This is a genomic window from Micromonospora sp. NPDC049060 (assembly GCF_040649055.1).
Lineage (GTDB): Bacteria > Actinomycetota > Actinomycetes > Mycobacteriales > Micromonosporaceae > Micromonospora > Micromonospora reichwaldensis.
The window spans coordinates 15427-41734 of sequence record NZ_JBEZEV010000055.1 but is presented as its reverse complement, the minus strand read 5'-3'; the positions used below and the strand labels follow the sequence as shown (position 1 = coordinate 41734).

Annotated in this window: 29 protein-coding genes; 20 read left to right on the top strand and 9 right to left on the bottom strand. The window is 75.0% G+C overall.

Going from position 1 to position 26308, the window contains the following annotated elements; genetic code table 11:
• Positions 1-101: 101 nt before the first annotated feature.
• Genes AB0B83_RS19780 through cofC form a run of 3 tightly spaced genes read right to left on the bottom strand, consistent with a single transcriptional unit; the run spans position 102 to position 3447 of the window.
• On the bottom strand, positions 102-2540 hold the full coding sequence (locus AB0B83_RS19780; RefSeq protein WP_357579409.1) for an RNA degradosome polyphosphate kinase: 2439 nt from the start codon (positions 2538-2540) through the stop codon (positions 102-104).
• A 53-nt stretch (positions 2541-2593) separates the two neighbouring features.
• Positions 2594-2791 (bottom strand): cold-shock protein, encoded by a 198-nt coding sequence (locus AB0B83_RS19775; RefSeq protein ID WP_192581542.1) that lies wholly within the window; start codon positions 2789-2791, stop codon positions 2594-2596.
• A gap of 20 nt (positions 2792-2811) precedes the next feature.
• Positions 2812-3447 (bottom strand): 2-phospho-L-lactate guanylyltransferase, encoded by a 636-nt coding sequence (gene cofC / locus AB0B83_RS19770; protein ID WP_357579408.1) that lies wholly within the window; start codon positions 3445-3447, stop codon positions 2812-2814.
• A 127-nt stretch (positions 3448-3574) separates the two neighbouring features.
• On the opposite strand from cofC, the gene AB0B83_RS19765 reads away from it, so the two are divergent.
• From AB0B83_RS19765 to AB0B83_RS19745, 5 genes are all read left to right on the top strand, one after another.
• Positions 3575-4312 (top strand): lysophospholipid acyltransferase family protein, encoded by a 738-nt coding sequence (locus tag AB0B83_RS19765; RefSeq protein WP_357579407.1) that lies wholly within the window; start codon positions 3575-3577, stop codon positions 4310-4312.
• Complete coding sequence (locus tag AB0B83_RS19760) at positions 4309-5307, top strand: NAD(P)H-dependent glycerol-3-phosphate dehydrogenase (protein WP_357579406.1); 999 nt, start codon at positions 4309-4311, stop codon at positions 5305-5307. Before AB0B83_RS19765 ends, AB0B83_RS19760 begins: the two co-directional genes overlap by 4 nt.
• The gene (locus AB0B83_RS19755; protein ID WP_357579405.1) at positions 5304-6425 is read left to right on the top strand and encodes a cystathionine gamma-lyase; all 1122 of its coding nucleotides are present in this window, start codon (positions 5304-5306) and stop codon (positions 6423-6425) included. Before AB0B83_RS19760 ends, AB0B83_RS19755 begins: the two co-directional genes overlap by 4 nt.
• Positions 6426-6453: 28 nt before the next feature.
• Complete coding sequence (locus AB0B83_RS19750; protein ID WP_357579404.1) at positions 6454-7245, top strand: putative protein N(5)-glutamine methyltransferase; 792 nt, start codon at positions 6454-6456, stop codon at positions 7243-7245.
• An 82-nt stretch (positions 7246-7327) separates the two neighbouring features.
• A complete protein-coding gene (locus tag AB0B83_RS19745) occupies positions 7328-8380 on the top strand; it encodes an ROK family protein (protein WP_357579403.1) in 1053 nt (350 codons plus the stop codon).
• A 114-nt stretch (positions 8381-8494) separates the two neighbouring features.
• Here the strand turns inward: AB0B83_RS19745 and AB0B83_RS19740 are convergent, their stop codons facing one another.
• Both AB0B83_RS19740 and AB0B83_RS19735 read right to left on the bottom strand, forming a co-directional pair.
• Positions 8495-8695 (bottom strand): DUF397 domain-containing protein, encoded by a 201-nt coding sequence (locus AB0B83_RS19740; RefSeq protein WP_121396135.1) that lies wholly within the window; start codon positions 8693-8695, stop codon positions 8495-8497.
• Between the two features lie 4 nt (positions 8696-8699).
• Entirely contained in the window at positions 8700-9545 is an 846-nt protein-coding gene (locus AB0B83_RS19735; protein ID WP_121396134.1) for a helix-turn-helix transcriptional regulator, read from the bottom strand.
• Positions 9546-9824: 279 nt separating this feature from the next.
• Between AB0B83_RS19735 and AB0B83_RS19730 the strand changes: the two genes are divergently transcribed.
• Entirely contained in the window at positions 9825-10043 is a 219-nt protein-coding gene (locus AB0B83_RS19730) for a hypothetical protein (protein WP_121396133.1), read from the top strand.
• Between the two features lie 149 nt (positions 10044-10192).
• Here AB0B83_RS19730 and AB0B83_RS19725 read toward each other — a convergent pair whose 3' ends face one another.
• Entirely contained in the window at positions 10193-11476 is a 1284-nt protein-coding gene (locus AB0B83_RS19725) for an ATP-binding protein (protein ID WP_357579402.1), read from the bottom strand.
• A gap of 196 nt (positions 11477-11672) precedes the next feature.
• Here AB0B83_RS19725 and AB0B83_RS19720 point away from each other — a divergent pair, with 196 nt between their 5' ends.
• On the top strand, positions 11673-12779 hold the full coding sequence (locus tag AB0B83_RS19720) for a D-alanine--D-alanine ligase family protein (protein ID WP_357579401.1): 1107 nt from the start codon (positions 11673-11675) through the stop codon (positions 12777-12779).
• 98 nt (positions 12780-12877) lie between these two features.
• Here the strand turns inward: AB0B83_RS19720 and AB0B83_RS19715 are convergent, their stop codons facing one another.
• Together AB0B83_RS19715 and AB0B83_RS19710 are read right to left on the bottom strand one after the other, a co-directional pair.
• On the bottom strand, positions 12878-13528 hold the full coding sequence (locus AB0B83_RS19715) for a DUF3515 family protein (protein ID WP_357579400.1): 651 nt from the start codon (positions 13526-13528) through the stop codon (positions 12878-12880).
• A complete protein-coding gene (locus AB0B83_RS19710) occupies positions 13529-13762 on the bottom strand; it encodes an Lrp/AsnC ligand binding domain-containing protein (RefSeq protein ID WP_089001579.1) in 234 nt (77 codons plus the stop codon).
• Between the two features lie 125 nt (positions 13763-13887).
• Between AB0B83_RS19710 and AB0B83_RS19705 the strand changes: the two genes are divergently transcribed.
• Together AB0B83_RS19705 and AB0B83_RS19700 are read left to right on the top strand one after the other, a co-directional pair.
• Positions 13888-14826 carry a thiamine-phosphate kinase gene (locus AB0B83_RS19705; protein WP_357579399.1) on the top strand — a complete coding sequence of 313 codons (939 nt, stop codon included), beginning with the start codon at positions 13888-13890 and terminating at the stop codon, positions 14824-14826.
• A gap of 29 nt (positions 14827-14855) precedes the next feature.
• A complete protein-coding gene (locus AB0B83_RS19700) occupies positions 14856-15323 on the top strand; it encodes a GNAT family N-acetyltransferase (RefSeq protein WP_357579398.1) in 468 nt (155 codons plus the stop codon).
• A 212-nt stretch (positions 15324-15535) separates the two neighbouring features.
• Here the strand turns inward: AB0B83_RS19700 and rpmB are convergent, their stop codons facing one another.
• A complete protein-coding gene (gene rpmB, locus AB0B83_RS19695) occupies positions 15536-15727 on the bottom strand; it encodes a 50S ribosomal protein L28 (protein WP_011905179.1) in 192 nt (63 codons plus the stop codon).
• Between the two features lie 294 nt (positions 15728-16021).
• Here rpmB and AB0B83_RS19690 point away from each other — a divergent pair, with 294 nt between their 5' ends.
• The 11 genes from AB0B83_RS19690 (at position 16022) to mutM (ending at position 26279) form a co-directional block, all read left to right on the top strand.
• Entirely contained in the window at positions 16022-17638 is a 1617-nt protein-coding gene (locus AB0B83_RS19690; RefSeq protein ID WP_357579397.1) for a DAK2 domain-containing protein, read from the top strand.
• Complete coding sequence (recG, locus tag AB0B83_RS19685; protein ID WP_357579396.1) at positions 17635-19836, top strand: ATP-dependent DNA helicase RecG; 2202 nt, start codon at positions 17635-17637, stop codon at positions 19834-19836. The genes AB0B83_RS19690 and recG overlap by 4 nt, the downstream gene beginning before the upstream one ends.
• Before the next feature lie 15 nt (positions 19837-19851).
• Positions 19852-20793 carry a serine hydrolase domain-containing protein gene (locus AB0B83_RS19680; RefSeq protein WP_357579395.1) on the top strand — a complete coding sequence of 314 codons (942 nt, stop codon included), beginning with the start codon at positions 19852-19854 and terminating at the stop codon, positions 20791-20793.
• A 148-nt stretch (positions 20794-20941) separates the two neighbouring features.
• A complete protein-coding gene (gene rsmD, locus AB0B83_RS19675; protein WP_311410967.1) occupies positions 20942-21505 on the top strand; it encodes a 16S rRNA (guanine(966)-N(2))-methyltransferase RsmD in 564 nt (187 codons plus the stop codon).
• Positions 21502-21990 carry a pantetheine-phosphate adenylyltransferase gene (gene coaD / locus AB0B83_RS19670; protein ID WP_334609348.1) on the top strand — a complete coding sequence of 163 codons (489 nt, stop codon included), beginning with the start codon at positions 21502-21504 and terminating at the stop codon, positions 21988-21990. The genes rsmD and coaD overlap by 4 nt, the downstream gene beginning before the upstream one ends.
• A 188-nt stretch (positions 21991-22178) precedes the next feature.
• Complete coding sequence (locus AB0B83_RS19665) at positions 22179-22676, top strand: hypothetical protein (protein WP_132232640.1); 498 nt, start codon at positions 22179-22181, stop codon at positions 22674-22676.
• A gap of 109 nt (positions 22677-22785) precedes the next feature.
• On the top strand, positions 22786-23349 hold the full coding sequence (locus AB0B83_RS19660) for a DUF177 domain-containing protein (RefSeq protein ID WP_357579394.1): 564 nt from the start codon (positions 22786-22788) through the stop codon (positions 23347-23349).
• 5 nt (positions 23350-23354) lie between these two features.
• Positions 23355-23528, top strand: a complete 174-nt coding sequence (rpmF, locus tag AB0B83_RS19655; protein WP_018786309.1) for a 50S ribosomal protein L32 — start codon at positions 23355-23357, stop codon at positions 23526-23528.
• A gap of 114 nt (positions 23529-23642) precedes the next feature.
• Complete coding sequence (locus AB0B83_RS19650; RefSeq protein ID WP_357579393.1) at positions 23643-24638, top strand: phosphate acyltransferase PlsX; 996 nt, start codon at positions 23643-23645, stop codon at positions 24636-24638.
• Positions 24635-25429 (top strand): ribonuclease III, encoded by a 795-nt coding sequence (gene rnc / locus AB0B83_RS19645; RefSeq protein ID WP_357579392.1) that lies wholly within the window; start codon positions 24635-24637, stop codon positions 25427-25429. The genes AB0B83_RS19650 and rnc overlap by 4 nt, the downstream gene beginning before the upstream one ends.
• Positions 25422-26279 (top strand): bifunctional DNA-formamidopyrimidine glycosylase/DNA-(apurinic or apyrimidinic site) lyase, encoded by an 858-nt coding sequence (gene mutM / locus AB0B83_RS19640; protein WP_357579391.1) that lies wholly within the window; start codon positions 25422-25424, stop codon positions 26277-26279. The genes rnc and mutM overlap by 8 nt, the downstream gene beginning before the upstream one ends.
• Positions 26280-26308 lie beyond the last annotated feature (29 nt).

Below are 26308 nucleotides of genomic sequence, written 5' to 3'. Positions count from 1 at the left end.
GCGTCCGGGGGCGCGGCGCCGGCTAACCGGGGCGGCCGGCCCCGGCCGGGGCCGGCCGCGTCCCGCTCATCCAGCATCAGGTCAGCCTATGCGGGTACCGGTCAGCCCGCCGTGCCACCGACGCGACGCAGCAGCAACTCCTGGAGGTGGACCCGCGGTTCCTCGGCCGTGCCGGTACGCCGGCTCCAGGTGCCGTCCGCCGCCAGCTCGAACGCGTCCACGTCGGGGCTCATCGCGGCGGTCAGCACGTGGTCCAGCTCGGCCCGGGCGACGGGGTCGCTCACCCGCACCAGCGCCTCCACCCGGCGGTCCAGGTTGCGGTGCATCAGGTCGGCCGAGCCCATCCAGAACTCGGCGTCGCCGTCGTTGCCGAACCGGAAGATCCGGGAGTGCTCCAGGAACCGGCCCAGGATCGAGCGGACCCGGATGTTCTCCGACAGGCCGGGCACCCCCGGGCGCAGCGTGCACATGCCCCGGATCACCAGGTCCACGTGGACGCCGGCCCGGGAGGCCCGGTAGAGCGCGTCCGTGATCTTCTCGTCGACAAGCGAGTTCACCTTGATCTGCACGAGGCCGGGCATGCCCAGCCGGACGTGCGCGATCTCCCGCTCGATGCGTTCGATGAGGCCGCTGCGGATGCCCTGCGGCGCCACCAGCAGCCGGCGGTACGCGGTCTGCCGGCTGTAGCCGGTGAGGACGTTGAACAGGTCGGTCAGGTCGGCTCCGATCTCCGGGTCGGCGGTGAGCATGCCGAAGTCCTCGTAGAGCCGGGCGGTCTTCGGGTGGTAGTTGCCGGTGCCGATGTGGCAGTAGCGGCGGATCTGGTTGCCCTCCTGGCGTACCACCAGGGCGGTCTTGCAGTGCGTCTTGAGCCCGACCAGGCCGTAGACGACGTGGCAGCCGGCGCGCTCCAGCTTGCGCGCCCAGCCGATGTTGGCCACCTCGTCGAAGCGCGCCTTCAGCTCGACCAGCACCACCACCTGCTTGCCGGCGGCCGCCGCGTCGACGAGCGCGTCCACGATCGGGGAGTCGCCGCTGGTGCGGTAGAGGGTCTGCTTGATGGCCAGCACGTCCGGGTCCGCGGCGGCCTGCTCGATGAAGCGCTGCACGCTGGTGGCGAACGAGTGGTACGGGTGGTGGACCAGGATGTCGCCGTCGCGCAGGGTCGCGAAGACGCTGCGCGGCACCTCACCCTCGGTGAGGCGGGGGTGGGTGGCCGGCACGAACGGCGGATCCTTCAGGTCCGGCCGGTCGGCCTCGTCGTAGAGCTGCCAGAGCGCGGAGAGGTCGAGCAGGCCGGGCACCCGCAGCACCTCCTGGTCGTGCATGTCCAGCTCGCGGACGAGCAGCTCCAGCACGTGGTCGGAGACCGAGGCGGCCACCTCCAGCCGCACGGGCGGGCCGAACCGGCGCCGGGCCAGCTCCCGTTCCAGGGCCTGGAGCAGGTCCTCGTCGCGGTCCTCGTCGACCTCCACCTCGGCGTTGCGGGTGACGCGGAACAGGTGGCACTCGACCACCTGCATGCCGGAGAAGAGCTGCCCCAGGTGCACCGAGATCAGGTCCTCCACCGGCAGCATCCGCACGCCCGGCAGGTCGCGGTGCACCCGGACGAAGCGGGGCACGTTGTTCGGCACCTTCACCCGGGCGAAGAACTCCGAGCCGCCGTCCGGGTCGCGGACCGCCACCGCGAGGTTGAGCGACCGCCCGGAGATGTACGGGAAGGGGTGCGCCGGGTCCACCGCCAGCGGGGTCAGCACCGGGAAGATCTGCTCCCGGAAGTACGCGCGCAGCCGTTCCCGCTCGGGGTCGTCCAGGTCGGCCCAGCGCAGGATCCGGATGTCCTCGGCGGCCAGCTTCGGCAGCACCTCGTCGGTGAAGCAGGCCGAGTGCCGGGCCACCAGCGTCGCGGCCTTCCCGGCGACCAGTTCCAGCTGGGTGCGCAGCGGCATCCGGTCCCCGCCGCGTACCGGCAGGCCGGCCTGGAGCCGGCGCTTCAGCCCGGCGACCCGCACCATGTAGAACTCGTCGAGGTTGCTGGCGAAGATGGCCAGGAACTTGGCCCGCTCCAGCAGCGGCGTGCGCGGGTCCTCGGCGAGCGCCAACACCCGGGCGTTGAAGTCGAGCCAGGAGAGTTCCCGGTTGAGGAAGCGGTCCTCCGGCAGCGGCGGCGCCGCGGGGGGCTCGTCGACGAGGTCGGGCGCCGGCGCCTCGGCGGGCGGCGCCGCATCCAGCACCTCCTCCAGCCCGGCGGAGGCAGCCGCACCGCCGGCGTCGGCGGCGTCGGCCGAGCCGGTCGCTGCGGACCCTCCGCCCGGGGTCGCTGCGGACGCTCCGCCGAGGGTCGCGGCCGGCGCCGCCTCCGGGGCCGCGGCGGACGCCTCGCCGGGGGGCGCGACCGGTGCGGCCGGCGCCGCCTCCGGGGTCGCGGCCGGCGGGTCGGCGTGGAAGCGGCCGTCGGCGCCCCGGGACCGGGCGCCGTTGCGGGGGGCGGCCGGGTCGGTGGACGGTCGGTTGGCGGGGGGCTTGCGAGGGGTGCTCACCTGCCCATAATCACCCGGATGCGGTTAACGCAAAATGAACTTCGACCAGCCGCTCAGGCCATCGTCGGCAATGTCACCCGGACCACCGCGCCGGTGTCGTCGGTCTCGACACGCAACCGCTGGCCGAGGCGGAGCAGGCGCAGGCCGGAGGCGTCGAACGCCCGGGCCGGGAAGGCCAGCTCGGTGCCGTCGTCGAGGAGCAGCGTCCCACTGCGGGTCGCCGCGTCGTAGGTGGCCACCGTGCCCTGCATGACCCGCACGCTACACGCCCTCAGGCCGGGCAGCCGGCGGCGGCCAACGCGGCCGTGCGGGGCCCCAACCCGAGCCGGGCCGCCGCAGCCAGGTCGGCGGCGGTGTCCACGTCCCGGCGCAGGCTCGGCCAGTCCCCAGTGAGGGCGAGCGCCCCGCTCGCGGCGTGCGCGGCGGCGGAGCCGACCCCGAAGCGGGGATCCAGGGCGACGCCCGGCGGCGCGGCCAGCAGCACGGTGCCCTGGCCGGGGGCGTCGGCCACGTACCCGCGTACGCCCGGGGGCGCGGCCTGGGCCACCCGCAGCGCCGCCGCCAGCTCGGCCGGGCGCAACGCGGGCAGGTCGGCGGTGAGCCCGGCCACCCAGCCGCCGCCCGCGACCGACGCGCCGTGCCGGAAGGCGGCGTTCAGCCCGGCGCCGGGGGCGTCGGGCAGCGCCCGGGCGCCCGCGCGGCGGGCGGCCTCGGCCACCCGGGCGTCGTCGGTGACGACCAGCACCCCCGCCACCGCCGGGCAGGCCCGCACCGCGGCGACCGTGTCGGCGGCCAGGGCCAGCGCCAGTTCCTCGTGCGGTACGGCCGGCAGCGCCCCCCGCAGCCGGCTCTTCGCGGCGGCCAGGCGCTTCACGGGCACCACCACGGTCCACCTCGGCTGACTCACACCGCCATCCTGCCAGCCGTCCGGCGGTACCCTCTCTGGCCGGACCCGGGTCGAGCAGGCATGATTTCCGCTGCGGGCGTCACCGGGTGCGGATCCGGTGCGGGGCGGGGCGGCACGAGGAGGCGCGGTGACACGGCGGAGGCTGGGGTTCTGGCAATGGTTCGCCGTGGTGCTGGTCAAGCCGGTGATGACCGTCTGGACCCGGCGCACCTGGCGCGGCATGGAGCACCTGCGCGGCGACGGCGGCGTGATCATCGTGCCGAACCACATCTCGCACGCCGACCCGCTCGTCGCGGCCCACTTCGTCTACGACTCCGGCCGTTGGCCGCAGTTCCTCGGCAAGGCCAGCGTGTTCCGGGTTCCGGTGATCGGCTGGATCCTGCACCGGTGCCGGCAGATCCCGGTCGAGCGCGACACCGTGGACGCGGTGCGGTCGCTGGACCACCTCGTCGCCGCGCTCGCCCAGGGCGGCGCGGTGGTGATCTACCCGGAGGGCACCATCACCCGCGAACCGGAGCTGTGGCCGATGAAGGGCAAGACCGGCGCCGCCCGCCTCGCGCTCGCCACCGGGGCGCCGGTGGTCCCGCTCGTCATGTGGGGCCCGGAGCGCATCTTCGACCCGCGCCGGTCCCGGCTGGACCCGCGCCCCCGGATCCCGGTGACCGTGGTCGCCGGACCCCCCGTCGACCTGGGCCGATGGGCCGGGTCGACCCCGACGAAGGCCGTCCTCGAGGAGATGACCGACACCATCATGCTGCGCCTTCGTGACATGCTCACCGAGATCCGGGGCGGCACCCCGCCACCACTGTGGGAACGGACGGCGCGCCCCGCCGTCGATCGGCGGCGGCCGGGGGCGGCGGCGTGAGCGGGCACGTCGCGGTCCTGGGTGCCGGCTCGTGGGGCACCGCGTTCGCCAAGATCCTCGCCGACGCCGGGCGGGACGTCACCGTCTGGGCCCGCCGTCAGGCGGTCGCCGACACGATCCGGGCCGAGCGGCGCAACCCGGAGTACCTGCCGGACGTGCTGCTGCCGGCGCGGGTCACGGCGACGGGCGACGCCGCCGAGGCGATCACCGGGGCCGAGCAGGTGGTGCTGGCCGTACCGTCGCAGACGCTGCGCGGCAACCTGGCCGAGTGGACCGCGCACCTGCACCCGGACGCCACCCTGGTCTCGCTGATGAAGGGCATCGAGCTCGGCACCACCAGGCGGATGAGCGAGGTGATCGTGGAGACCGCCGGGGTGGCGGCGGACCGGGTGGTGGTGGTCTCCGGCCCCAACCTGGCCCCGGAGATCGCCGCCGAGCAGCCCGCCGCCACGGTGGTCGCCTGCACCGACGCCGACCGGGCGACGCTGGTGCAGCGCTCCATCACCACGCCCTACTTCCGCCCGTACACCAACGACGACGTGATCGGCTGCGAGCTGGGCGGCGCGGTCAAGAACGTGATCGCCCTGGCGTACGGCATCGCCGTGGCGATGGGGTTCGGCGACAACACCCGGGCCATGCTCGTCACCCGGGGACTGGCCGAGACGGCCCGGCTCGGGGTGGCCCTGGGCGCCGACCCGCTCACCTTCGCCGGCCTGGCGGGGATGGGCGACCTCGTCGCCTCCTGCTCGTCGCCGCTGGCCCGCAACCGCACCTTCGGCGAGCACCTGGGCCGGGGCGCGACCCTGGAGGAGGCCCGCGTCGCCACCCGGCAGACCGCCGAGGGCGTCAAGAGCGCGCTGGCCCTGCGCGACCTGGCGCGGGCGCACGCGGTGGAGATGCCGATCACCGAGCAGGTCGAGCTGGTCTGCCACGAGGGGATGGACCCTCGGCTCGCCGTCGAGGCGCTGATGAGCCGCACCACCAAGCCGGAGTGAGCGACGTGACCGAGCACCACGACGGCACCCGCTGCGTCCGCGCCGGCCTGCCCGAGCCGGCTCCCGGCCAGCCGTTCCTGCCCGGGCCGGTGTTCGCCGCGCCGTACCACCTGGACCCGTGGGCGGGGCCGGCGGCGGCGCCCGACGGCTACGGCCGGCCGGACAACCCCACCCGGCGGCTGCTGGAGGCGGCCGTCGGGGAGCTGGAGGGGGGCGACTGCCGGGTCTTCGCCAGCGGGCAGGCCGCGATCACCGGGCTGCTGCTGACGCTGCTGCGGCCGGGGGACACCGTGGTGCTCCCGTCGGACGGGTACTTCGCCGTCCGGGCCTTCGCCGCCGACACGCTGGAGGGCATCGGCGTACGGGTGCTCCTCGCCCCGACCGCCGGCCCGCACCCGGCCTTCGACGGCGTACGCCTGGTGCTGCTGGAGACCCCGGCCAACCCCGGCCTGGACGTCGCCGACGTGGCGGCGCTGGCCGCCCGGGCGCACGCCGCCGGCGCCCTGGTGGCGGTCGACAACACCACGGCGACGCCGCTCGGGCAGCGCCCGCTCGACCTGGGCGCCGACGTCGTGGTGGCCTCCGGGACGAAGGCCCTCACCGGGCACTCCGACCTGCTGCTGGGCTACGTCGCGACCCGCTCGCCCGAGCTGCGGGACGCGGTCACCGCCTGGCGGAACGTCACCGGGGCCGTGCCGGGCGCGTTCGACGCCTGGCTCGCGCACCGGTCGCTGGCCACCCTCGACCTGCGGCTGGCCCGGCAGACCGCGAACGCGCAGGCCCTCGCCGGGCTGCTCGCGAGGCGCGACGACGTGACCGGGCTGCGCTGGCCGGGGCTGCCCGGCGACCCGGCCCACCCGGTGGCGTCGGTCCAGATGCGGCGGATCCCCGGGGTGCTCTGCTTCGACCTCGGCGACGCCGGGCGGGTGGCGCGGTTCCTCGACGCCGCCCGGCTGGTGGCCGCGGCCACCTCCTTCGGTGGCCTGCACACCACCGCCGACCGGCGGGCCCAGTGGGGCGACGACACCCCGCCCGGCTTCGTCCGGCTCTCCTGCGGGGTCGAGGACGCCGTCGACCTGGTCGCCGACGTGACCGCCGCACTGGACGCCAGCCGCTGAGCACCGGACACCGGCCCGGAGGTGCGCCGTGACCGTCTTCTCCTTCCGCCCCGACCGGCCCGCCCTCGTGCACCGGCTGCGCGCCGCCGGCTGCGTCTACGCCGAGGACGAGGCGGAGTTGCTGATCGCCGCCGCCGACTCGGCCGAGGCGCTGGCCGACCTGGTCGACCGCCGGGTCGCCGGGCTGCCACTGGAGTACGTGCTCGGCTGGGCCGAGTTCTGCGGCGAACGGATCGCCGTCGACCCCGGCGTGTTCGTGCCGCGTGCGCGTACCGCCCTGCTGGTCGACGTCGCCGTCGCGGTGACCGGCCCGGCGGCGGCCGTGGTGGACCTGTGCTGCGGCTCCGGCGCCACCACCGTGGCGCTGGCCCGCCGGCTCGCGCCGCGCTGGCTGGCCGCCGCCGACGTGGACCCCGCCGCCGTCGCCTGCGCCCGGCGCAACCTGGCCCCGCTGGCCGTGCCGGTCTTCGAGGGCGACCTGTACGACCCGCTGCCGGCCCGCTGGCGGGGCCGGCTGGACCTGGTGCTGGCCAACGCCCCCTACGTGCCGACGGCGGCGGTGGCGCTGATGCCGCCGGAGGCGCGGCTGCACGAGGCGCCGGTGGCCCTCGACGGCGGGCCGGACGGCCTGGCGGTGCTGCGCCGCGTCGCCGAGGGCGCGGCGCGCTGGCTGGCCCCGGGCGGGCACCTGGTGGTCGAGGCGGGGGAGGCGCAGGTGGAGGCGCTCCGCGCGGCGCTGACCGCCGTGGGCCTGCACCCCACGGTGACCCGGGACGACGACCGGGACGCCACCGCCGTCTCGGCCCGCCGCCCGGGCTGACCCCCGTCCGTCGCCGCGGCCTGGCGGGGGCGGGGAAGGGGAACTAGCCTCACGGCAGGCGTGGCGGCGGAAGGCGGTTGTCGTGGGTGGTGCGGACGTGCCGGTGGTCGTCGGGCTGGACAACGGAGGGACCAGCAACAACGCCACGGTGCTCACCGTGGACGGCCGGTTCCTGGTGGACGGCCTGGTGGAGAACCCGAGCGAGGTGCGCGCCGGCCCGGCGGCGGCGATCGAGGCGCTGGCCCGCGCGTTCGACGGGGTGCTGGCGCTGACGGGGGTGCCCCGCACGTCGGTGCGCGCGGTCGGGCTGGACACGCCGGGGCCGGCGAGCGCCACCGGGGTGATCTCGTCGCGCGGGTCGACCAACTTCTCCCAGCCGGCCTGGCGCGGCTACGACGTGCGGACGGCCCTGGAACGGCGGCTCGGCCTGCCGGTGCTCTACCACAACGACGGCAACGCCGCCGCGCTCTACGCCCACCACGCGCACTTCGGCGCGGAGGCGATGCGCCGCTCGTCGGTGTCGGCCATCGTCGGCACGGGGCTGGGCGGCGGTGTGGTCGAGGCGGGCCGGGTGGTCGCCGGGGCGGCCGGGATGGCCGGCGAACTGGGGCACGTGCACATCCCGCTGACCGGGCTGCTCGGGCCGGACCAGCCGGTGCCCACGTGCGCCTGCGGCTTCGCCGGTGACGCCGAGAGCGTCGCCTCGCTGACCGCCATCGGGCGGAACCTGCTGCCGTACTGGCTGGGGCGCTTTCCGGAGCATCCGCTGGCCGCCGAGCCGCCGGAGCGGGCGGCGAAGCTGGTCCGGGGCTACGGCGAGCGCGGCGACGCGTTGGCCCGGGAGGTGTTCACCCAGCAGGCGATGGCGCTGGGTCGACTCTTCACCGTGGCGGCCAACTTCACCGATCCGCACGCGTACTTCGTCGGGGGCGGGGTGGTGGAGGCGGCCCCGGAGTTCCGGGACTGGTTCCTCGCGACGGTGCGGGAGCACACGGTGCTGCGGGAGGAGCAGGCCGCGTCGGCCACCTTCGCCCTGGTGCCCGAGCGGGACATGGCCGGCGCCCGGGGCGTGGCCATCGCGGCGCTGGAGGCGCTGCGCGCCGGCCCCGCACCCCGCCCGGTCGTCGCGGGCTGACCGCCCGACTTCCCGCCGGGCGACGGCCCCACCGGCTCCCATCGGTGGGACCGCCGCCGGCAGGGCACCGGCGCGACGGGTCAGCGGCCGCGCCGGCGTCCCCGGAGGGAGGGGTCAGTGTCCGGGCGGTGCCCCGACGAAGGCGGCCCAGGCGGCCGGCGGGAAGAGCAGCGCGGGGCCGGACGGGTCCTTGGAGTCGCGGACGGCGACCGTGCCCGGGACCACCGCCATCTCCACGCACGCCCCCTCGTCGCCGCTGCGGCTGCTCTTGCGCCACCGCGCCACGGCCAGCGCCGCGCTGATCGTCGGTGTCATGGTCCTACCGTCCCTTCAGTAGTTGGAGGAGCTGGTCGCGGCTGTCCGCCGGGCTGAGCGCGACGGTCCGCAGGTGCTCCATGATCTTGGTGCAGGTACGCAGGTCGCCCGGTCGGTCGAGGACCATCTGCCCGGCCACCGTCTCGACCGAGGCGATGATCGGGTCCTCCGGGTCTGCGAACTCCAGGATGTGCAGCGAGCCCCGGGTGCCCCGGTGGTAGCCGGCGGCGAGCGGGATCACCTGGACCGTGATGTTGGGCAGCTCGCCCATCTTGACCAGGTGGTGCAGCTGCGACTCCATCACCGAACGGTCGCCGACGGGCCGGAGCAGTGCGCCCTCGTCGATGATGGCGTCCAGGATCGGCGGCTGGTCACTGATGAGCCGCTGCTGCCGGTCGAGCCGGAACTGGACCCGCTGCTCCACCTCGTCGTCGCGCAGGGTGTGCGGGCCGCCGCGCATCACGCCCCGGACGTAGTCGGCGGTCTGCAACAGCCCCGGCACCACCGAGGGCTCGAAGTTGGCGATGCCGGTGGCCTCGGCCTCCAGCGCGATGAAGTCGATGGTGCGCCGGTCGAGCAGGTGCGAGTACGACACCCACCAGCCGGGTTTGCGCGCGTCCTTGGCGAGCTGCACGGCGGCGGCCACCTCGTCGGCACCGACCCCGTAGAGGGTGAGCAGGGCGCGCACGGTGGCGGGGCTGACCAGCGTCTGCGCGTTCTCGTAGCGGGACAGGGTGCTGCGGGTGCTGCTGATCTCGTCCGCCGCCGCCTCCAGCGTGAGGCCGGCGGCTTCCCGGTGGGTGCGCAGCGCGATGCCCAGTCGCCGGGCACGGGCGGTCTTCGGAGCCATGCATCGATCGTCGCACATCTTCCCGGGAACGTGTAGATGAGAGAACGTCGATGAGAGTTGCATTCATGGCTGTAGACATGCCAATCTGTCATCGCGTCCTCACTGCCGGTTGTCGTGGCGACGGCGGTGGTGAGCGACCGGAGGGGAAGGGGCGCGCGGCGATCGGGTTTCTCCCCCGTACCCGATCGCCGCGTGCCACGCCCCGTGGCCCGTCAGCCGGAAGGGACCCGACGTGCGTACTGCCCGACAGGCCCACGCCGACCGCCCCGGCGGGCACCGATGACGCGGTTCCTGGTGGTGCTCACCGACGTGCGGCCGGCCGAGGGCGCCGGACGCGACGAACGCAACTGCCCCGAGCGCCGCCGTCAGGTGGTCGGGGCGAGCAGCCGCGAGGCGGCGGACCGGATCGCGGGCGCGTTCATGGCGCTGGGCATGGTGCGGGCCGGCCGGCAGCGGGTCAAGGTGATCGCCATCGGCCGGCGGCACGCGCGCGGCTGACGCCGCCGAGAGCGGTGCGGTCGCGGGAGGCGGCCCCGCCGGGTGGGAGGGCCGCCCGGCAGGCGGCCCGGCCCGGCAGGCGGCCCGGCCCGGCAGGCGGCCCGGCCCGGCGGGAGGCGCGGCCCGGCGCCCCGCCGGGCCGTCCGGCGTCACAGCATCCTGCGCCGCTTCAGGTAGGCGACCAGGTCGTCGTAGACGCCCCCCTCGTTGGCGAACATCGCCACGTTGCGGGCGGTGGCCATCCACGGCTTCGTCGACGGCCGGACCTCCTTGACCGCCCGCTCCAGGTCCCGGTGCTCGATCATCCGCACCTCGCCGCTGCGTACCGAGTCGGCCATTGCGAACTCGGCGGCCGTCTCGCAGAGGTGGGCCAGGTCGGCGCCCGAGTAGTCCTCGGTGGCCGCCACGATCTTCCGCAGGTCGATCCCCGCGATCGGCCGCTCCCGCAGGTGGTACTCCAGGATGGCGCGGCGCGCCTCGGCGTCCGGCGGCAGCACCAGCACCACCCGGTCGAGCCGCCCGGGACGGCGCAGCGCCGGGTCGACGTCCCACGGGGTGTTGGTGGCGGCCAGCACGAAGACGCCCTCGTTGCTGCCCTCCATCCCGTCCAGCTCCGCCAGCAGCTGGTTGCCCAGCGTCCGCATCGAGCTGGAGCCGACCTGCGAGCGCTTGTGCCCCAGCGCGTCGACCTCGTCCAGGAAGAGCACGCAGGGCGCGTTGCGGCGGGCCGCCTGGAACAGCTCGTGCAGGTTGCGCTCCGAGTTGCCCATCCACATGTCCAGCACATCCACGATGGACAGCGAGATGAACTTCGCGCCCATCTCCCCGGCGACCGCCCGGGCCAGGAACGTCTTGCCGCAGCCGGGCGGGCCGTAGAGCATCAGGCCGCCGCGGAGGCTCTTGCCGTACATCCTGCGCAGCTCCGGGTTGCGCAACGGGCCGAGGAAGGCCAGCTCCAGGCGCTCCTTGACCGCCGACATGCCGCCCACGTCGGCCAGCCGGATGCCGGAGGCCTCCACGTCGTACACCCGGTCGGAGTGGCCGGCGACCGGCTCCGGCTCGTCGCCGGCGCGGGCGAACCGCGGCGGCACCACGTCGGCCAGTTCCTGCTCGTAGGCGGCGAGGGGATCCTGGTCGGCGGTCGTGGCGGAACCGCCGGGCCCGGCCGGTGCCGGGCGCTGCGCCGGCGGTCGCGGGTCCGCCGGGGGCGGCGTCGGCGGCGGGAGTACGGAGCCGCCCAGCGCTCGCTGCATCAGCGCCTGCGCCTGGCCGTTGCCCGGATCCCGGGCGAGGGCCTGCCCGACCTGCGCGATCGCCTCCCCGGCCCGGCCGGCGTCCAGCAGCAGCGCGGCGAGGTGCAGGCGCAGCGGCAGGTCGTCGGGGCGGGCGTCCAGGGCCGCCGTCAGGGACTCGATGAGGGGATCAGCGCTCATAGGACGTGCAGCGTAGTGGGCGTCCCGTGCCGTCACCGTCCCCGTACGGCCGGTTACGGAACGTATATCCTCTGTTGACCGGTTGCTGCGGCGGTCCGGCTGTCGCCGGGTATCGGCATCCGGCGCCCGCCACGCACAGTAAGGTCAACCGGGTGAGCGCCACGACCGGAGCAGTCGCGTACGAAGAGGTGACGCAGTGACCACCCCAGGCAGGACCCGCGTGGCGATCGTGTTCGGCGGCCGCAGCCCGGAGCACGGCATCTCCTGCGTGAGCGCCGGCAGCGTGCTCGGCGCCCTCGACCCGGACGAGTTCGAGGTGGTGCCGGTGGGCATCACCCGGGCCGGCCAGTGGGTGCTGACCAGCGGCGACCCCGGCCAGTTGGCGATCAACGCGCGCCGGCTGCCGGAGATCACCGCCGAGTCCGGCACCGACATCGTGCTGCGCGCCGACCCGACCGGCAACGGGCTCATGGTGCTCGACCCGACCGAGGGTCCCCGGGTGCTCGCCGACGTCGACGTGGTCTTCCCGGTGCTGCACGGCGCGTACGGCGAGGACGGCACCATCCAGGGCATGCTGGAGATGGCCGGCATCCCGTACGTCGGGGCGAACGTCTTCGCCTCCGCCGCCGCCATGGACAAGGAGTTCACCAAGAAGCTCTGCGCCGCCGAGGGCATCCCGGTGGGCCCGTACGCGGTGCTGCGTAACGGCATGACGCTGAGCGAGGCGGACAAGGAGCGGCTCGGCCTGCCGGTCTTCGTGAAGCCGTCCCGGGCCGGTTCGTCGTTCGGCATCAGCAAGGTCGACGACTGGGCCGACCTCGACGCGGCGGTCGCCACCGCCCGGCAGATCGACCCGAAGGTGCTCGTCGAGGGTGCGGTCGTCGGGCGCGAGATCGAGTGCGGCGTGCTGGAGGGCGAGGCCGGCGGCGCGCCGGAGGCGTCCGTGCTGGCCGAGGTCCGGGTGGTCGGGGACTACGACTTCTACGACTTCGAGGCGAAGTACATCGACTCCGAGTCCGCCTGCGAGTACGACATCCCCGCCGGCCTGCCGGAGCGGGTGACCCGCCAGGTCCGGGAGTGCGCCACCCGCGCCTTCACCGCGCTCGACTGCGCGGGCCTGGCCCGGGTCGACTTCTTCGTCACCCCGGAGCTGGACGTCTACCTCAACGAGATCAACACCATGCCGGGCTTCACCCCGACGTCGATGTTCCCGCGCATGTGGGCGGCGTCCGGGCTGGAGTACCCGAAGCTGGTCAACCGCCTCATCCGCACCGCCCTGCACCGCGGCGTCGGCCTGCACTGAGGTGTGAGGAAGGGCACCTTCCTCACGCCTGGTGCATGGGAAGGTGCCCTTCCTGACCGTTGCCGGCCCACGCGAGGCGGGCCAGGGCAGGGCGGGGATCAGGTCCGGCAGCCGCTGGGGGTGTCGGCGGCGGCGACGGAGGGCACCGAGGCCACGATCGTGTCCGAGACGGGGGCGACCCACTGCAACCCCTGCCCGTAGAAGTGCGGCACGCGGACCGTGACGGCGGTCTCCCGGTCCATGGTGGTGAGCACGGTGGCGTCGCGTTCCTCGCTGGCGTACCAGCAGACCCGGTTGACCGTCCAGACGTGGTCGGTGTCGTCGACGGCCGGCTTGGCCCCGCCGCAGGCGACGGTGACCGCCGGGTCGCCGTACGCGGCGTTCTGCTCCGGGCCGGCCGTGACCGGGCGCTGGGCGAGGTCGTTGACCGTGGGCGGCAACTGGGAGAGCAGGGCGCGGCAGACCGTGGCGGGCCGTTCGGCCAGCGTCGGCGCGGCCATCTCGACCGGGGCGGTGGAGCGCGGTCCGGCGCTCGTGGCGGTCGCGCTCGGCGTGGCGGCCGGCTCGGCCCGCTCGTCGGGGGAGAGTTGGGCGAACGCGAACGCGCCCACCAGCACGGTGACCGGCAGTGCGATCAGCGTGGCGACCAGCGCCGCGCCGCGCGTCGTGCGGTCGCGGGTCGGCCGGTCGGGGGCCACCTCGTCCGGCTGGGCGGAATCGGTCACGGGAGAGTCAGTGATCTTGTCCACTTACAGGCGCACCACCGAACACGTGAGGGTGCGGGTGATGCCGGGCACCATCTGCACCTTGCTGACGATGAGTTTGCCGAGCTCGTCGACGGTGTTCGCCTCGGTGAGCACGACCACGTCGTACGGCCCGGTGACGGCGTCGACGCGTACCACGCCGGCAAGGTCCGAGATGAGACCGGCCACGTCACGCGCCCGGCCGACCTCGGTCTGGATGAGGATGTACGCCTGTACCACGACTCGACCTCCGTCCGTCGCCGCCCTGGAGCGGCCCGAAGGGAGAAAGTACCTTACGGACCAGGTCTGATCCCTATCGGTGGTCAAGGAGAAGCGGTGAGCGAGCAGCACGGCGGAGGAGCGGCATGAGTGTCGCGGGGATCGGCGAGTTCGGCCTGATCGACCGGGTGACCGCCCGGTTGTCGTACGGATCGACGGTACTGCTGGGCCCGGGGGACGACGCGGCGGTGGTGGCCGCCCCGGACGGCCGGGTCGCGGCCTCGACCGACGTGCTGGTGGAGGGGCGGCACTTCCGGCGGGACTGGTCCAGCGCGCGTGACGTCGGCCACCGGGCGGCGGCGGCGAACCTGGCCGACATCGCCGCGATGGGGGCGCAGCCGACCGCGCTGCTGGTGGCGCTCTGCATGCCGCCCGAGCTGGATCCCGGGTGGGCCGAGGAGCTCGCCGACGGGCTGGCCGCCGAGGCGGCGAAGGTCGGCGCGAGCGTGGTGGGCGGGGACATGTCGGGCAGCCCGACGCTGACCATCGCGGTCACGGCTCTCGGCGACCTGGGCGGCCGGCCGCCGGTGACGCGCTCCGGCGCGCGGCCCGGTGACGTGCTGGCCCTGGCCGGCCGCATCGGGTACGCGGCGGCCGGGCTGACCGTGCTCTCCCGGGGCTTCCGTACGCCCCGGCTGCTGGTGGAGGCCTGCCGGCGGCCCGAGGTGCCGTACGCGGCGGGGCCGCACGCCGCCCGGCTCGGCGCCACCGCCATGATCGACGTGTCGGACGGGCTGCTCGCCGACGTCGGGCACGTGGCGAAGGCGAGCGGGGTCGCCGTGGACGTGCGCCGGGACGCCTTCGAGGTGCCCCGGCAGATGCGCGACGCCGCCCAGGCGCTCGGCGTCGACCCGTACTCCTGGCTCCTCGCCGGGGGCGAGGACCACGCGCTGGCCGCGACCTTCCCGTCGGCGGTGGCGCTGCCGGCCGACTGGCGGCCGATCGGGCGGGTGACGGAGGGCTCGGGTGTCACGGTCGACGGGCAGCCGTACGACGGACCCGCTGGCTGGGACCACTTTCGGTAAGGGCCGATCGGCGTCGTACCCTTTACTCCGTGAGTGAGATCGAGATTCGGGCCGAGCGCTTCGACTCGCCGGTGGCGCAGGGCCTGATCCGCGCCGCGCTGGCCGACCTGGGTGCCCGGTACGGCGGCAGCGGCGACGAGACCCCGGTCGACCCGGGCGAGTTCGTGCCGCCCGCCGGCGCCTTCCTCGTCGCCCACCTCGGCGGCGAGCCGGTCGGCTGCGGCGGCTGGCGCAGCCACGGTGACGAGGGCGACACCGCCGAGCTGAAGCGGATGTACACCGCGCCGGCGGCCCGGGGCCGGGGCGTGGCCCGGGCGGTGCTGGCGGCGGTGGAGCGCTCCGCGCGGGAGCACGGGCGCAAGCGGATCGTCCTGGAGTGCGGCGACAAGCAGCCGGAGGCCATCGCCATGTACACGGCGGCCGGTTACGAGCGCATCCCGAACTTCGGCTTCTACCGCGACGCCCCGGGCTGCATCTCCTTCGCCCGCACGCTCTGACCCGCCTCGCGCGTGCCCTGACCCGCCTCACGCACGCGCTGACCCGCCTCACGCGCCTTGAGCCGTCTCGCGCCGGGGTCGTCCGGGCCCCCGGCGCCGGTGCGCCGCATGCGCGGGCGGGCGCCGGAGATGGGGAGTCGCCGGACACGACAGAGCCGGCGGACCGCAAGGGCCCGCCGGCAATGACGAGTGTGGAGCTGGGGCCTACCGCGTCAGGCGCGGGTGACCTTGCCCGCCTTGATGCAGGAGGTGCAGACCTTCAACTTCTTGGTGTTGCCGCCACCGGCCGGGGTACGCACCGACTGGATGTTCGGGTTCCAGCGGCGGTTGGTCCGCCGGTGCGAGTGGGACACGTTGTGGCCGAAGCCCGGTCCCTTGCCACAGACGTCGCACACGCTAGCCACGGGATACTCCTGGGATTGAAACGTTCATGAGGTCGCCGCCAGGCGCAGCCCGGGCAACCTGGCCAGGTTACCCGATGACCCGGGGCCCGACCAACCGGCCCCGGACGCCGGCCCAGGGTGGGGGGCGTGACCGCGCGACGCGGTCCCGGTCGCCCGGCCCGCGCCCGCCCCCCGCGGCACCGCCGCACCGGGGGACACGCCACGAGGGTAGTGGGTGTCGCGCGGCTGCCGGACACGCCGTGGGAGTCGCGTGGACCCCGGCGCGTGTCGGTGCGCGCCAGTAGGCTTCTCGCCGTGCTGGACACCCTCGACGCCGCCGCGGTCCGCCGTTGGTGCGCGGGCGGGCTGGTCGCGCTCAAGCGCCACCAGGGCGAGATCGACGACCTGAACGTCTACCCGGTGCCCGACGGCGACACCGGCACCAACATGGTGCTCACCCTCACCTCGGCCCAGCAGGCGCTCGCGATGGACCTCGGCACCCTCCCGGAGGACGGGCCCACCGCGCACGGGCACGCGTTGCGGCTGATGGCCCGGGGCGCGCTGCTGGGCGCGCGGGGCAACTCGGGGGTGATCCTGTCGCAGATCCTGCGCGGCTTCGCCGACGCCGTCGCCGCCGCGCCCGCCGTGCGGGGGCGCGAGCTGGCCGCCGCCCTGCGCGACGGCACCGCCGCCGCCTACGCCGCGGTCGCCCGCCCGGTCGAGGGCACGCTGCTCAGCGTCGTCGCCGCGGCGGCGCACGCCGCCGAGCGGGCCGACAGCGACGACCTGCGGGCGGTCGTCCGGGCGGCGGCGGGCGGGGCGGCGCACGCGTTGGCGCGCACCCCCGAGCAGCTTCCGGCGCTGGCCCGGGCCGGCGTCGTGGACGCCGGCGGCCGGGGCCTGTGCCTGCTGCTCGACGCCCTGGTCGAGGTCGTGACCGGCGAGAGCCCCGAGCGTCCCGCGCCCGCGCCGCGCCCGGTCCGCCCGCCGGCCACCGCCGTGCGCGAGACCGGTTCCGAGGAGTACGCGTACGAGGTGCAGTTCCTGCTCGACGCCGGGCCGGAGGCGGTGGCCCGGCTGCGGGAGGAGCTGGCGGCCCTGGGCGACTCGCTGGTGGTCGTCGGCGACGGCAGCGCCGGCACGGGCACCTGGAACGTGCACGTGCACGTCAACGACGTGGGCGCGGCCATCGAGGCGGGCGTGGTGGCCGGCCGGCCGCACCGCATCTCGGTGACCCGCTTCGCCGACCAGCTCGCACCGGTGTCGCCCCCCACGGCGGCGGACGGGCGGGCCGCCGTGGTGGTGGCCGCCGGCGCGGGCATCGCCGAGCTGTTCGCCGGCGAGGGCGCGACGGTGGTGCCCGGCAACCCGTCGATCGGCGAGCTGCTGGACGCGATCCGCGCCACCGGGGCGGCCCGCGTGGTGGTGCTGCCCAACGATCCCGACACGCAGGCGGTGGCGAACGCCGCCGCCCGGGAGGCGCACGGGCTCGGCGTCAAGGTCAGCGTGGTGCCGACCCGCTCGCCGGTGCAGGCGCTGGCCGCCCTCGCCGTACGCGACCCGGGGCGGCGCTTCGCCGACGACGTGATCGCGATGGCCGAGGCGGCCGGCGCGTGCCGCTACGCCGAGGTCTGCTACGCCCGCCGCGAGGCGCTGACCGTGGCCGGCCCCTGCCGTCCCGGCGACGTGCTGGCGCTGGTCGAGGGGGAGGTGCACCTGATCGGGTCCGACCTGACCGACACCTGTGCCGCCATGGTCGACCGGATGCTCGGCGGCGGCGGTGAGCTGGTGACCCTGCTCTCGGGGGCGGATGCTCCCGACGGGCTGGCCGACGCGGTCCGCGAGCACGTCGGGCGGCGCTGGCCGTTCGTCGAGGTGCAGGCATATCCGGGCGGGCAGCCGCACTATCCGCTCCTGGTGGGGGTCGAATGACGTCCGAGCCGGCGACGATGGACACGCCGCTGAAGAAGCTGGTCGGCGAGAAGACCGCGAAGGCCCTCGCCGGGCACCTCGACCTGCACACCGCCGGCGACCTCGTCTACCACTTCCCGCGCCGCTACGACGAGCGCGGCGAGCACACCGACATCCGGTCGCTCGACGTCGGCGAGCAGGCCACCGTGCTGGCCCAGGTGCAGCGCACCGCCGTACGCCCCATGCGCCAGCGCCGGGGCAACCTGCTGGAGGTGACGGTCGGCGACGGCTCGGGCGGCACCCTGACCCTGACCTTCTTCGGCAACCAGGCCTGGCGCGAGCGCGAGCTGCGCCCCGGCCGCTGGGGGCTCTTCGCCGGCAAGGTCACCGAGTTCCGGGGCAAGCGGCAGCTCAACGGCCCGGAGTACGTCCTGCTCGGGGAGGGCGGCGACGGCGAGGCGGCGGCCAACGAGGAGATCGAGGAGTTCGCGGGCGCGCTGATCCCGGTCTACCCGGCCGCCGCGGCGGTGCCCACCTGGGTGATCGCCCGCTGCGTCCGGGTGGTGCTGGACACCTTCACCGCGCCGGACGACCCGCTGCCCGCGACTTTGCGGGCGAGCCGCAACCTGGGTGGCATCGACACGGCGCTGCGCGAGATCCACAGGCCGACCAGCAAGGAGGCGCTCTACCGAGCCCGGCACCGGCTGAAGTGGGACGAGGCCTTCGCCGTGCAGCTCACCCTGGTGCAGCGCAAGCACCGCGCCGCCGCCTCGCCGGCCCGGCCCCGCCCGGCGAAGCCCGGCGGCCTGCTCGACGCCTTCGACGCCCGGCTGCCCTACGAGCTGACGCCCGGCCAGCACGACGTGGGCGTGGAGATCGCGGCGGACCTGGCCACGGCCCACCCGATGCACCGGCTGCTCCAGGGCGAGGTCGGCTCCGGCAAGACGGTGGTCGCGCTGCGCGCGATGCTCCAGGTGGTCGACGCGGGCGGGCAGGCCGCGCTGCTGGCCCCGACCGAGGTGCTCGCCGCGCAGCACCACCGGGGCATCCTCGACCTGCTGGGGCCGCTCGGGCGGGCCGGCGAGCTGGGCGCGGCCGACGACGCCACCCGGGTCGAGCTGGTCACCGGCTCGCTGGGCGCGGCGGCCCGACGGCGGGCGCTGGCCGAGGTCGCCAGCGGCGCCGCCGGCATCGTGCTCGGCACCCACGCCCTGCTCTACGAGGGCGTCGACTTCGCCGACCTCGGCCTGGTGGTGGTCGACGAGCAGCACCGCTTCGGCGTGGAGCAGCGCGACGCGCTGCGCGCCAAGGCCGAGCAGCCGCCGCACGTGCTGGTGATGACGGCCACCCCGATCCCGCGCACGGTGGCGATGACCGTCTACGGCGACCTGGAGACCTCCACGCTCTCCCAGCTGCCGCAGGGCCGATCACCGATCGCCTCGCACGTGGTCCCGGTCGCCGAGAAGCCGGCCTTCCTGGACCGGGCCTGGCGCCGGGTGCGCGAGGAGGTGGCCGCCGGGCACCAGGCGTACGTCGTCTGCCCGCGCATCGGGGAGGGGCCGGCGAGCGAGGAGGAGCCGCCGCCGGAGGACGACAACGGGCGGCGGCCGCCGATGGCGGTCACCGAGGTGGCGCCGCTGCTCGCCGAGGGGCCGCTGCACGGCCTGCGCATCGGCGTGCTGCACGGCCGGCTGCCGGCCGACGAGAAGGACGCGGTGATGCGCTCCTTCGCGGCCGGCGATCTCGACGTGCTGGTCGCCACGACCGTGGTCGAGGTGGGCGTCAACGTGCCGAACGCGACCGTGATGATCGTGCTCGACGCCGACCGGTTCGGCGTCTCCCAGCTGCACCAGCTGCGCGGCCGGGTCGGCCGGGGCTCCGCCCCGGGGCTCTGCCTGCTGGTCACCGAGGCGCTGGAGGGCACGCCCGCGCGGGAGCGGCTCGACGCGGTGGCCTCCACCACCGACGGGTTCAAGCTCGCCGAGCTGGATCTGGAGCAGCGCCGGGAGGGCGACGTGCTGGGCGCCACCCAGTCGGGGCGCCGCTCGCACCTGCGGCTGCTCTCGCTGCTGCGCGACGCCGACCTGATCCGCGACGCCCGGGCCGAGGCGATCTCCCTGGTCGAGGAGGACCCGGAGCTGGCCCGGCATCCGGCGCTGGCCGCGTCGGTGGCGGCCCTGGTCGATGAGGAACGCGCCGAATACCTGGAGAAGGGCTGATCTAGGCTCCGAAGGATGTCGGCATCCTATTTAGACAGTGGCGTGCTCCTGCTGGCCCGGGGCGACGAGATCCTGACCGAACAGGTCGCCGGGGTGGCCGATCGGAGCACCGGTGTCCACTGCGCTCCCGGGACCCGGTTCCAGATCGCCTCGATCAGCAAGCAGATGGCCGCCGCGGCGGTGCTGTTGCTCGCCGAGCGGGGTGCGCTGAGCCTGTCCGATCCGGTCGTGCGCTGGCTGCCCGGCCCGCCGCCGGAATGGTCCGGCATCACGCTGCACCACCTGCTCACCCACACCTCGGGCCTGGGCCACTGGGAGCAGTACCCGGCGGTCGATCTCGCCGACCCGGCCGAGCCGGACGACCTGCTCCGCTCGTTCGCCGCGGTGCCGCCGCTGTTCCGGCCCGGAGCCGGGTGGCACTACAGCAGCCCCGGCTACGTGCTGTTGGCCCGGGCCGTCGAGCGCGCGGCCGACCGGCCGTACGCCGAGTTCCTCGCCGAGGAGGTCTTCGCGCCGCTGGGCATGACGGGCAGCTTCGCCGGTGCGGGCGACGGACGGCCGGACGTGGCGGTCGGACACGAGGGCGGCCGTCCGGTGCCGTCCTGGGACCTGGCGACCGTGAGCATGGGCGCGGGTGACGTCTGGTGCACCGGGACGGACCTGCTCACCTGGCTCGACGTGCCGCGTCGGGGCCAGCTGCTCGCCCCGGCCTCGGTGACGGCGATGACCGCTGCACACGCGCCCACCGGCCGGCCCGGGGAGGCGTACGGCTACGGGTTCTTCGTCGGCCCGCTGGCCGGCAGACGGGCGCTGCACCACTCGGGGGACAACGGCGGCTACAAGGCGTTCGCGGCCTGGCTGCCCGACTCGGACCAGCGGCTCGTGCTGCTGACCAACCAGGCCGAGGTCGACCCGGTCACGGTCACGTCGGTGCTCGGTCCCCCCGAGGCGCGTTGACCGTGCGTGGACGCCGACCGGGTGGCGGACGCGCCCTCGGTGCGGGCCGGCGGGGCCGACAGGTCGTGGCGGGTCCGCCCGTCGCCTCGGGTGCTTCGTCCACGGCCCGGGCGGTCGCGTAGCGTCGGGGCATGGGCAGGGAGCGACGGTGACCCGGATCGTGGCCGGAACCCTTGGTGGGCGGCGGATCGCCGCGCCGCCCGGCGCGGGCACCCGACCGACGTCGGACCGGGTGCGCGAGGCGCTGTTCAGCGCCGTGCAGGCCGAGGTCGACCTGGCCGGCGTCCGCTTCGCCGACCTCTACGCCGGCTCCGGGGCGGTCGGCCTGGAGGCCCTCTCCCGGGGGGCCGCGCACGTGCTGCTGGTGGAGTCCGACCCCCGGGCGGCCCGGGTGGTCCGGGAGAACGTGGCCACGTTGCGCGCCGCGCCGGCCGCCCGGCTGGTCACCGGCAAGGTCGCCACCGTGCTGGCGGCCGGCCCGGACGGCGACCCGTACGACGTGGTCTTCGCCGACCCGCCCTACGCGGTGCCGGACGCGGAGATCACGGCGATGCTCGTCGCGCTGGTCGACGGCGGCTGGCTGGCCCCGGACGCCCTGGTGGTGGTGGAGCGGTCCAGCCGCACGGGCCCCGTCGGGTGGGTGCAGGGCATCACCGGCGAGCGCAGCCGGCGCTACGGCGAGACGACCCTTTGGTACGGTCGCCGATCATGAGACGTGCGGTGTGTCCCGGCTCGTTCGATCCGGTCACCAACGGGCACCTCGACATCGTCGGCCGGGCGAGCCGGCTGTTCGACGAGGTGATCGTGGGCGTGCTGGTCAACCAGTCGAAGAGCGGCCTGTTCACCGTCGAGGAGCGGATCGACATGCTCCGCGAGGTGACCGCCTCCTACGAAAACGTCCGGGTCGAGTCGTTCCGCGGCCTGCTTGTCGACTTCTGTCGGGCGCAGCAGGCGAGCGTGCTGATCAAGGGCCTGCGGGCGGTCAGCGACTTCGACTACGAGTTGCAGATGGCGCAGATGAACATCGGCCTGGCCGGCGTCGAGACCCTGTTCATGCCGACCAATCCGCTCTACTCGTTCCTCTCCTCCAGCCTGGTCAAGGACGTGGCGAAGTGGGGCGGCGACATCTCCGCCCACGTGCCCGACCGGGTCCGCGAGGAGTTGAGCGCCCGGCTCGTCCCGCCGTCGCGCGACTGACCGCCCGGGGCCGCCACCCCCGCCGGCGCCGTGCCCGACGGGGGGACGGCGCCGTGGCGTATCGCGACGCGCCGGGCCGGGGTGAGCGGTGCGCTGTGGTCGGGGCGCGACATGATGTGTGCAGCGGGAAACCGGCCGTAGCCCGCATCATGTAGGTCGGCCCGACGAACGACAGGAGTGAGGTACCGGTGGACCCGCTCGATCGCATCGACGAACTGATCGCCATGGTGGAGCAGGCGCGCTCCGTCCCGATGTCGCGCAACAACTGCATGGTCGACCGGGGCGAGTTCATCGCGATCCTCGATGAGCTGCGCGCCGAACTCCCCGCCGACCTGCGTCGGGCCGCCGCGCTGCTGGACGAGCGGGACAAGATCATGGAGGCCGGCAAGCGCGAGGCCGACCGGATCATCAGCGAGGGTGAGGCGGAACACGCCCGGCTGGTCTCGGTGAACGAGATCACGGTCTCCGCCGAGCACGAGGGCGCGCGGATCATCGCGGAGGCCCGCGCCGAGGCGCAGCGCCTGCGCGAGGAGGTCGACGACTACGTCGACACCGCGCTTGCCAACTTCGAGCAGTTCCTCACCCGGGCGCTGGCCTCGATAGAGCGCGGGCGGGACAAGATGCACGCGCTACGCGAGATCGGCACCTTCGGTGGGGAGGAGGCGGACCGCCCGCTACCCTTCTGAGCGGCACCTCACCAGCCGGCAGATGGGGCGGGCGCCGCCCCCGGTTCGACGGTCCGGCGGTCGCCCAGGTAACCTTTTTTGTCGGCCTCTCACCGGCCGGAGTCTGACTATGCCCAAACACACGCCTTCGACACTCAACCCCAGGTCGCCGCTGGTCCTCGACACGAGGGAGCTGCCGCGCCGACCTGGTGCGTTGCGTACGGAAAAGCGGGTGGTGCCGGCACCGGCGGACCTCGGCGGCGAGATGATCGCCGTGCCGGAGGGCGCGGACCTCGACCTCGACCTGAGGTTGGAGTCGGTGTCCGAGGGCGTGCTCGTCTCCGGGACCGTCAGCGGTCGCGTCCGGGGCGAGTGCGGTCGCTGCCTTCGCGAGATCGACGACTCGCTGGTTGTGCGGATCCAGGAGCTGTACGCGTACGAGAACAGCACCACGGACACCACGACCGACGAGGACGAGGTGGGCCGGATGCAGGACGATCTGATCGACCTGGAGCCGGCGCTGCGGGACGCGGTGGTGCTCGCGCTGCCGACCAACCCGCTCTGCCGGGAGGACTGCCCAGGCCTGTGCCCCGAATGCGGGGTGCACTTGGACGATCTGCCGGCCGACCACAGTCACGAGCAGATCGACCCGCGTTGGGCGGGCCTGTCGCAACTGAACCGTAAAGAGGAGTAGGAACCGTGGCCGTCCCCAAGCGCAAGATGTCGCGCAGCAACACCCGCGCCCGCCGGGCGAACTGGAAGGCGACCGTGGTCGCGACCGTGGCCTGCCCCCAGTGCAAGTCGGCGAAGCTGCCCCACGCCGCCTGCTCCGTCTGCGGCACCTACAACGGCCGCCAGGTCCTCGAGGTCTGACCTGGACGCCGAGTGACGCCCCCGACCCCCGGTCGGGCGGCGCGCGCACCCTGGCAATCGCCCGGTGCCCCGGCTCCCTCCGACGCCGGCCGGCCTGTTCCGGCCGGCGTTCCGATGGAGCCGGGCACCGCGCGGATCGCCGTTGACCTCCTCGGCGGGGACGACGCTCCCGCCGTCGTGGTTGACGGCGCTCTGCGGGCCGTGCGCGCCGACCCGGACCTGCATCTGCTTCTCGTCGGCCCGGCCGAGGCCGCCGGCGAGGTGATCCGTGCCCTCGACCCGGCACAGCGTGCCCGGGTCACCGTGCGGCCGGTCCGCGCCGCCGTCGGCATGGCCGACCATCCCGTGGCCGCCCGTGCCGACAGCACCGTCCGCGCGGTGGTGCACGCCGTCCGCGACGGCGTCGCCGACGCGCTCGTCTCCGCCGGGTCCACCGGCGCCACCGTCACCGCCGTCGCGCTCGGCCTCGGCCGCTGGCCGGACGTGCGCCGTCCGGCGCTGATCGCCACCCTGCCGGCCGTCGCCGGCCCCGTGGTCCTGCTGGACGTCGGCGGCTCGCTGGAGCCACGCCCGGCCACCCTGGCCCGGCACGCCGTGCTCGGCGCCGCCTACGCGGCGGTGGCGCACGCCGTCGTCGCGCCCCGGGTGGGGCTGCTCTCGGTGGGCACCGAGGCGGGCAAGGGCGACCGCGCCCGCCGGCTCGCCGATCCCGTCCTCGCCGCCGCGTCGCTGCCCTGCGACGGGCGCTACGTCGGCCTCGTCGAGGGGTACGACGTCTCCCTCGGCACGCGCGCCGATGTGGTGGTCACCGACGGGTTCACCGGTAACGTGCTGCTCAAGGCGATCGAGGGCGCGTACGCGATGGCCGGCGGGCCCCCGTCCGGCGGCGGCGCCCCGCGCGCGGCGGCCCTGCTCGGGGTCGCCGGGACTGTCGTCGTCTGCCACGGCGCCGCCCGCGCCGAGGACGTCGCCGCGGGCATCGCGCTGGCCGCCCATCTCTGGCGACGACGCGCCACCGACCACGTCCGCGCGCTGCTCGACGGCGCCGAGGCGGGCGACCGCGAGGAACGCACCGACCGCTCCACCGACACCGAGGTACCCACATCATGAGCAACGACAAGCGGCGGCGGGCGTCCGTCGGTCACCTGGAAGCCGCGTTCGGCGTCAGCCTGGATCCGGAGCTGCTCCAGCGCGCGCTGACCCACCGCTCGTACGCGTACGAGAACGGCGGCCTGCCCACCAACGAGCGGTTGGAGTTCCTGGGCGACTCGGTGCTCGGCGTGGTGATCACCACCGCGCTCTTCCACAACCATCCCGACCTGCCCGAGGGGCAGCTGGCCAAGCTGCGGGCCAGCGTGGTCAACATGCGGGCCCTCGCCGACGTGGCCCGGGGCCTCGGCCCGGACGGGCTCGGCGCCTACCTGCTGCTCGGCAAGGGGGAGGAGACCACCGGCGGCCGGGACAAGGCGAGCATCCTCGCCGACACCCTGGAGGCGCTGCTCGGCGCGATCTACCTCCAGTACGGGCTGGACACGGCCGCCATCGTCATCCACCGGCTCTTCGACCCGCTGATGGCCGAGTCGGCCGGCCGGGGTGCGGCCCTGGACTGGAAGACCAGCCTCCAGGAGCTGACGGCGGCCCTCGGGCTCGGCGTCCCCGAGTACCGCATCGAGGGCACCGGCCCGGACCACCTCAAGACCTTCACCGCCTGGGTGGTCGTCGCCGGCAACCGCTACGGCGGGGCCGACGGGCGCAGCAAGAAGGAGGCCGAGCAGCGGGCCGCCGAGGCGGCCTGGCGGACGCTCACCGAGCAGGCGGAGCGGGAGCCGGTCGGGCCGGAGGGTCCGGTGCCCGGGGACGGGACGGCGCAGACCGCCGAGGCTGGCCTGGGTCGTGCCTGAGCTGCCGGAGGTCGAGACCGTCCGGCAGGGGCTGGCCCGGTGGGTCACCGGCCGGCGGATCTCCTCCGTCGAGGTGCGCCACCCCCGCGCGGTACGCCGGCACACCCCCGGCGGCGGGCACTTCGCCGACGTGCTGGCCGACCGGACGGTGCTGGACGTGCGCCGGCGCGGCAAGTACCTGTGGCTGCCGCTGGACAGCGGCGACGCCGTGATCGGGCACCTGGGCATGTCGGGTCAGCTGCTGGTGCAACCGGCCGACGCCCCCGACGAGACGCACCTGCGGGTCCGCTTCCGGTTCTCCGACGACGGTCCCGAGCTGCGCTTCGTCGACCAGCGCACGTTCGGCGGCCTGTCGGTCTCCGCGGGGGGCGCCGAGTTGCCGGCGGAGATCGCGCACATCGCGCGGGACCCGATGGACCCGCAGTTCTCCGACGCGGCGTTCGTCGCCGCGCTGCGCCGGCGGCGTACGGAGGTCAAGCGGGCGCTGCTGGACCAGACGCTGATCTCCGGCGTGGGCAACATCTACGCCGACGAGGCGCTGTGGCGGGCGAGGCTGCACGGCGCCCGCCCCACCGACGCGCTGACCGGCCCGGCCGCGCTGCGGCTGCTGGGCCACGTCCGGGACGTCCTCGGCGAGGCGATCAAGTCCGGCGGCACCAGCTTCGACGCCCTCTACGTCAACGTGAACGGGGAGAGCGGCTACTTCGACCGGGCGCTGAACGTCTACGGCCGGGAGGGCCTGCCGTGCCACCGGTGCGGCGCACCGGTGCGCCGCGAGGCGTTCATGAACCGTTCGTCGTACAGCTGCCCGCGCTGCCAGCCCCGCCCCCGGGCGGCCCTGCGGGGCTGACCCCGCGCGGTCTCCGGGGCACGGGCGGC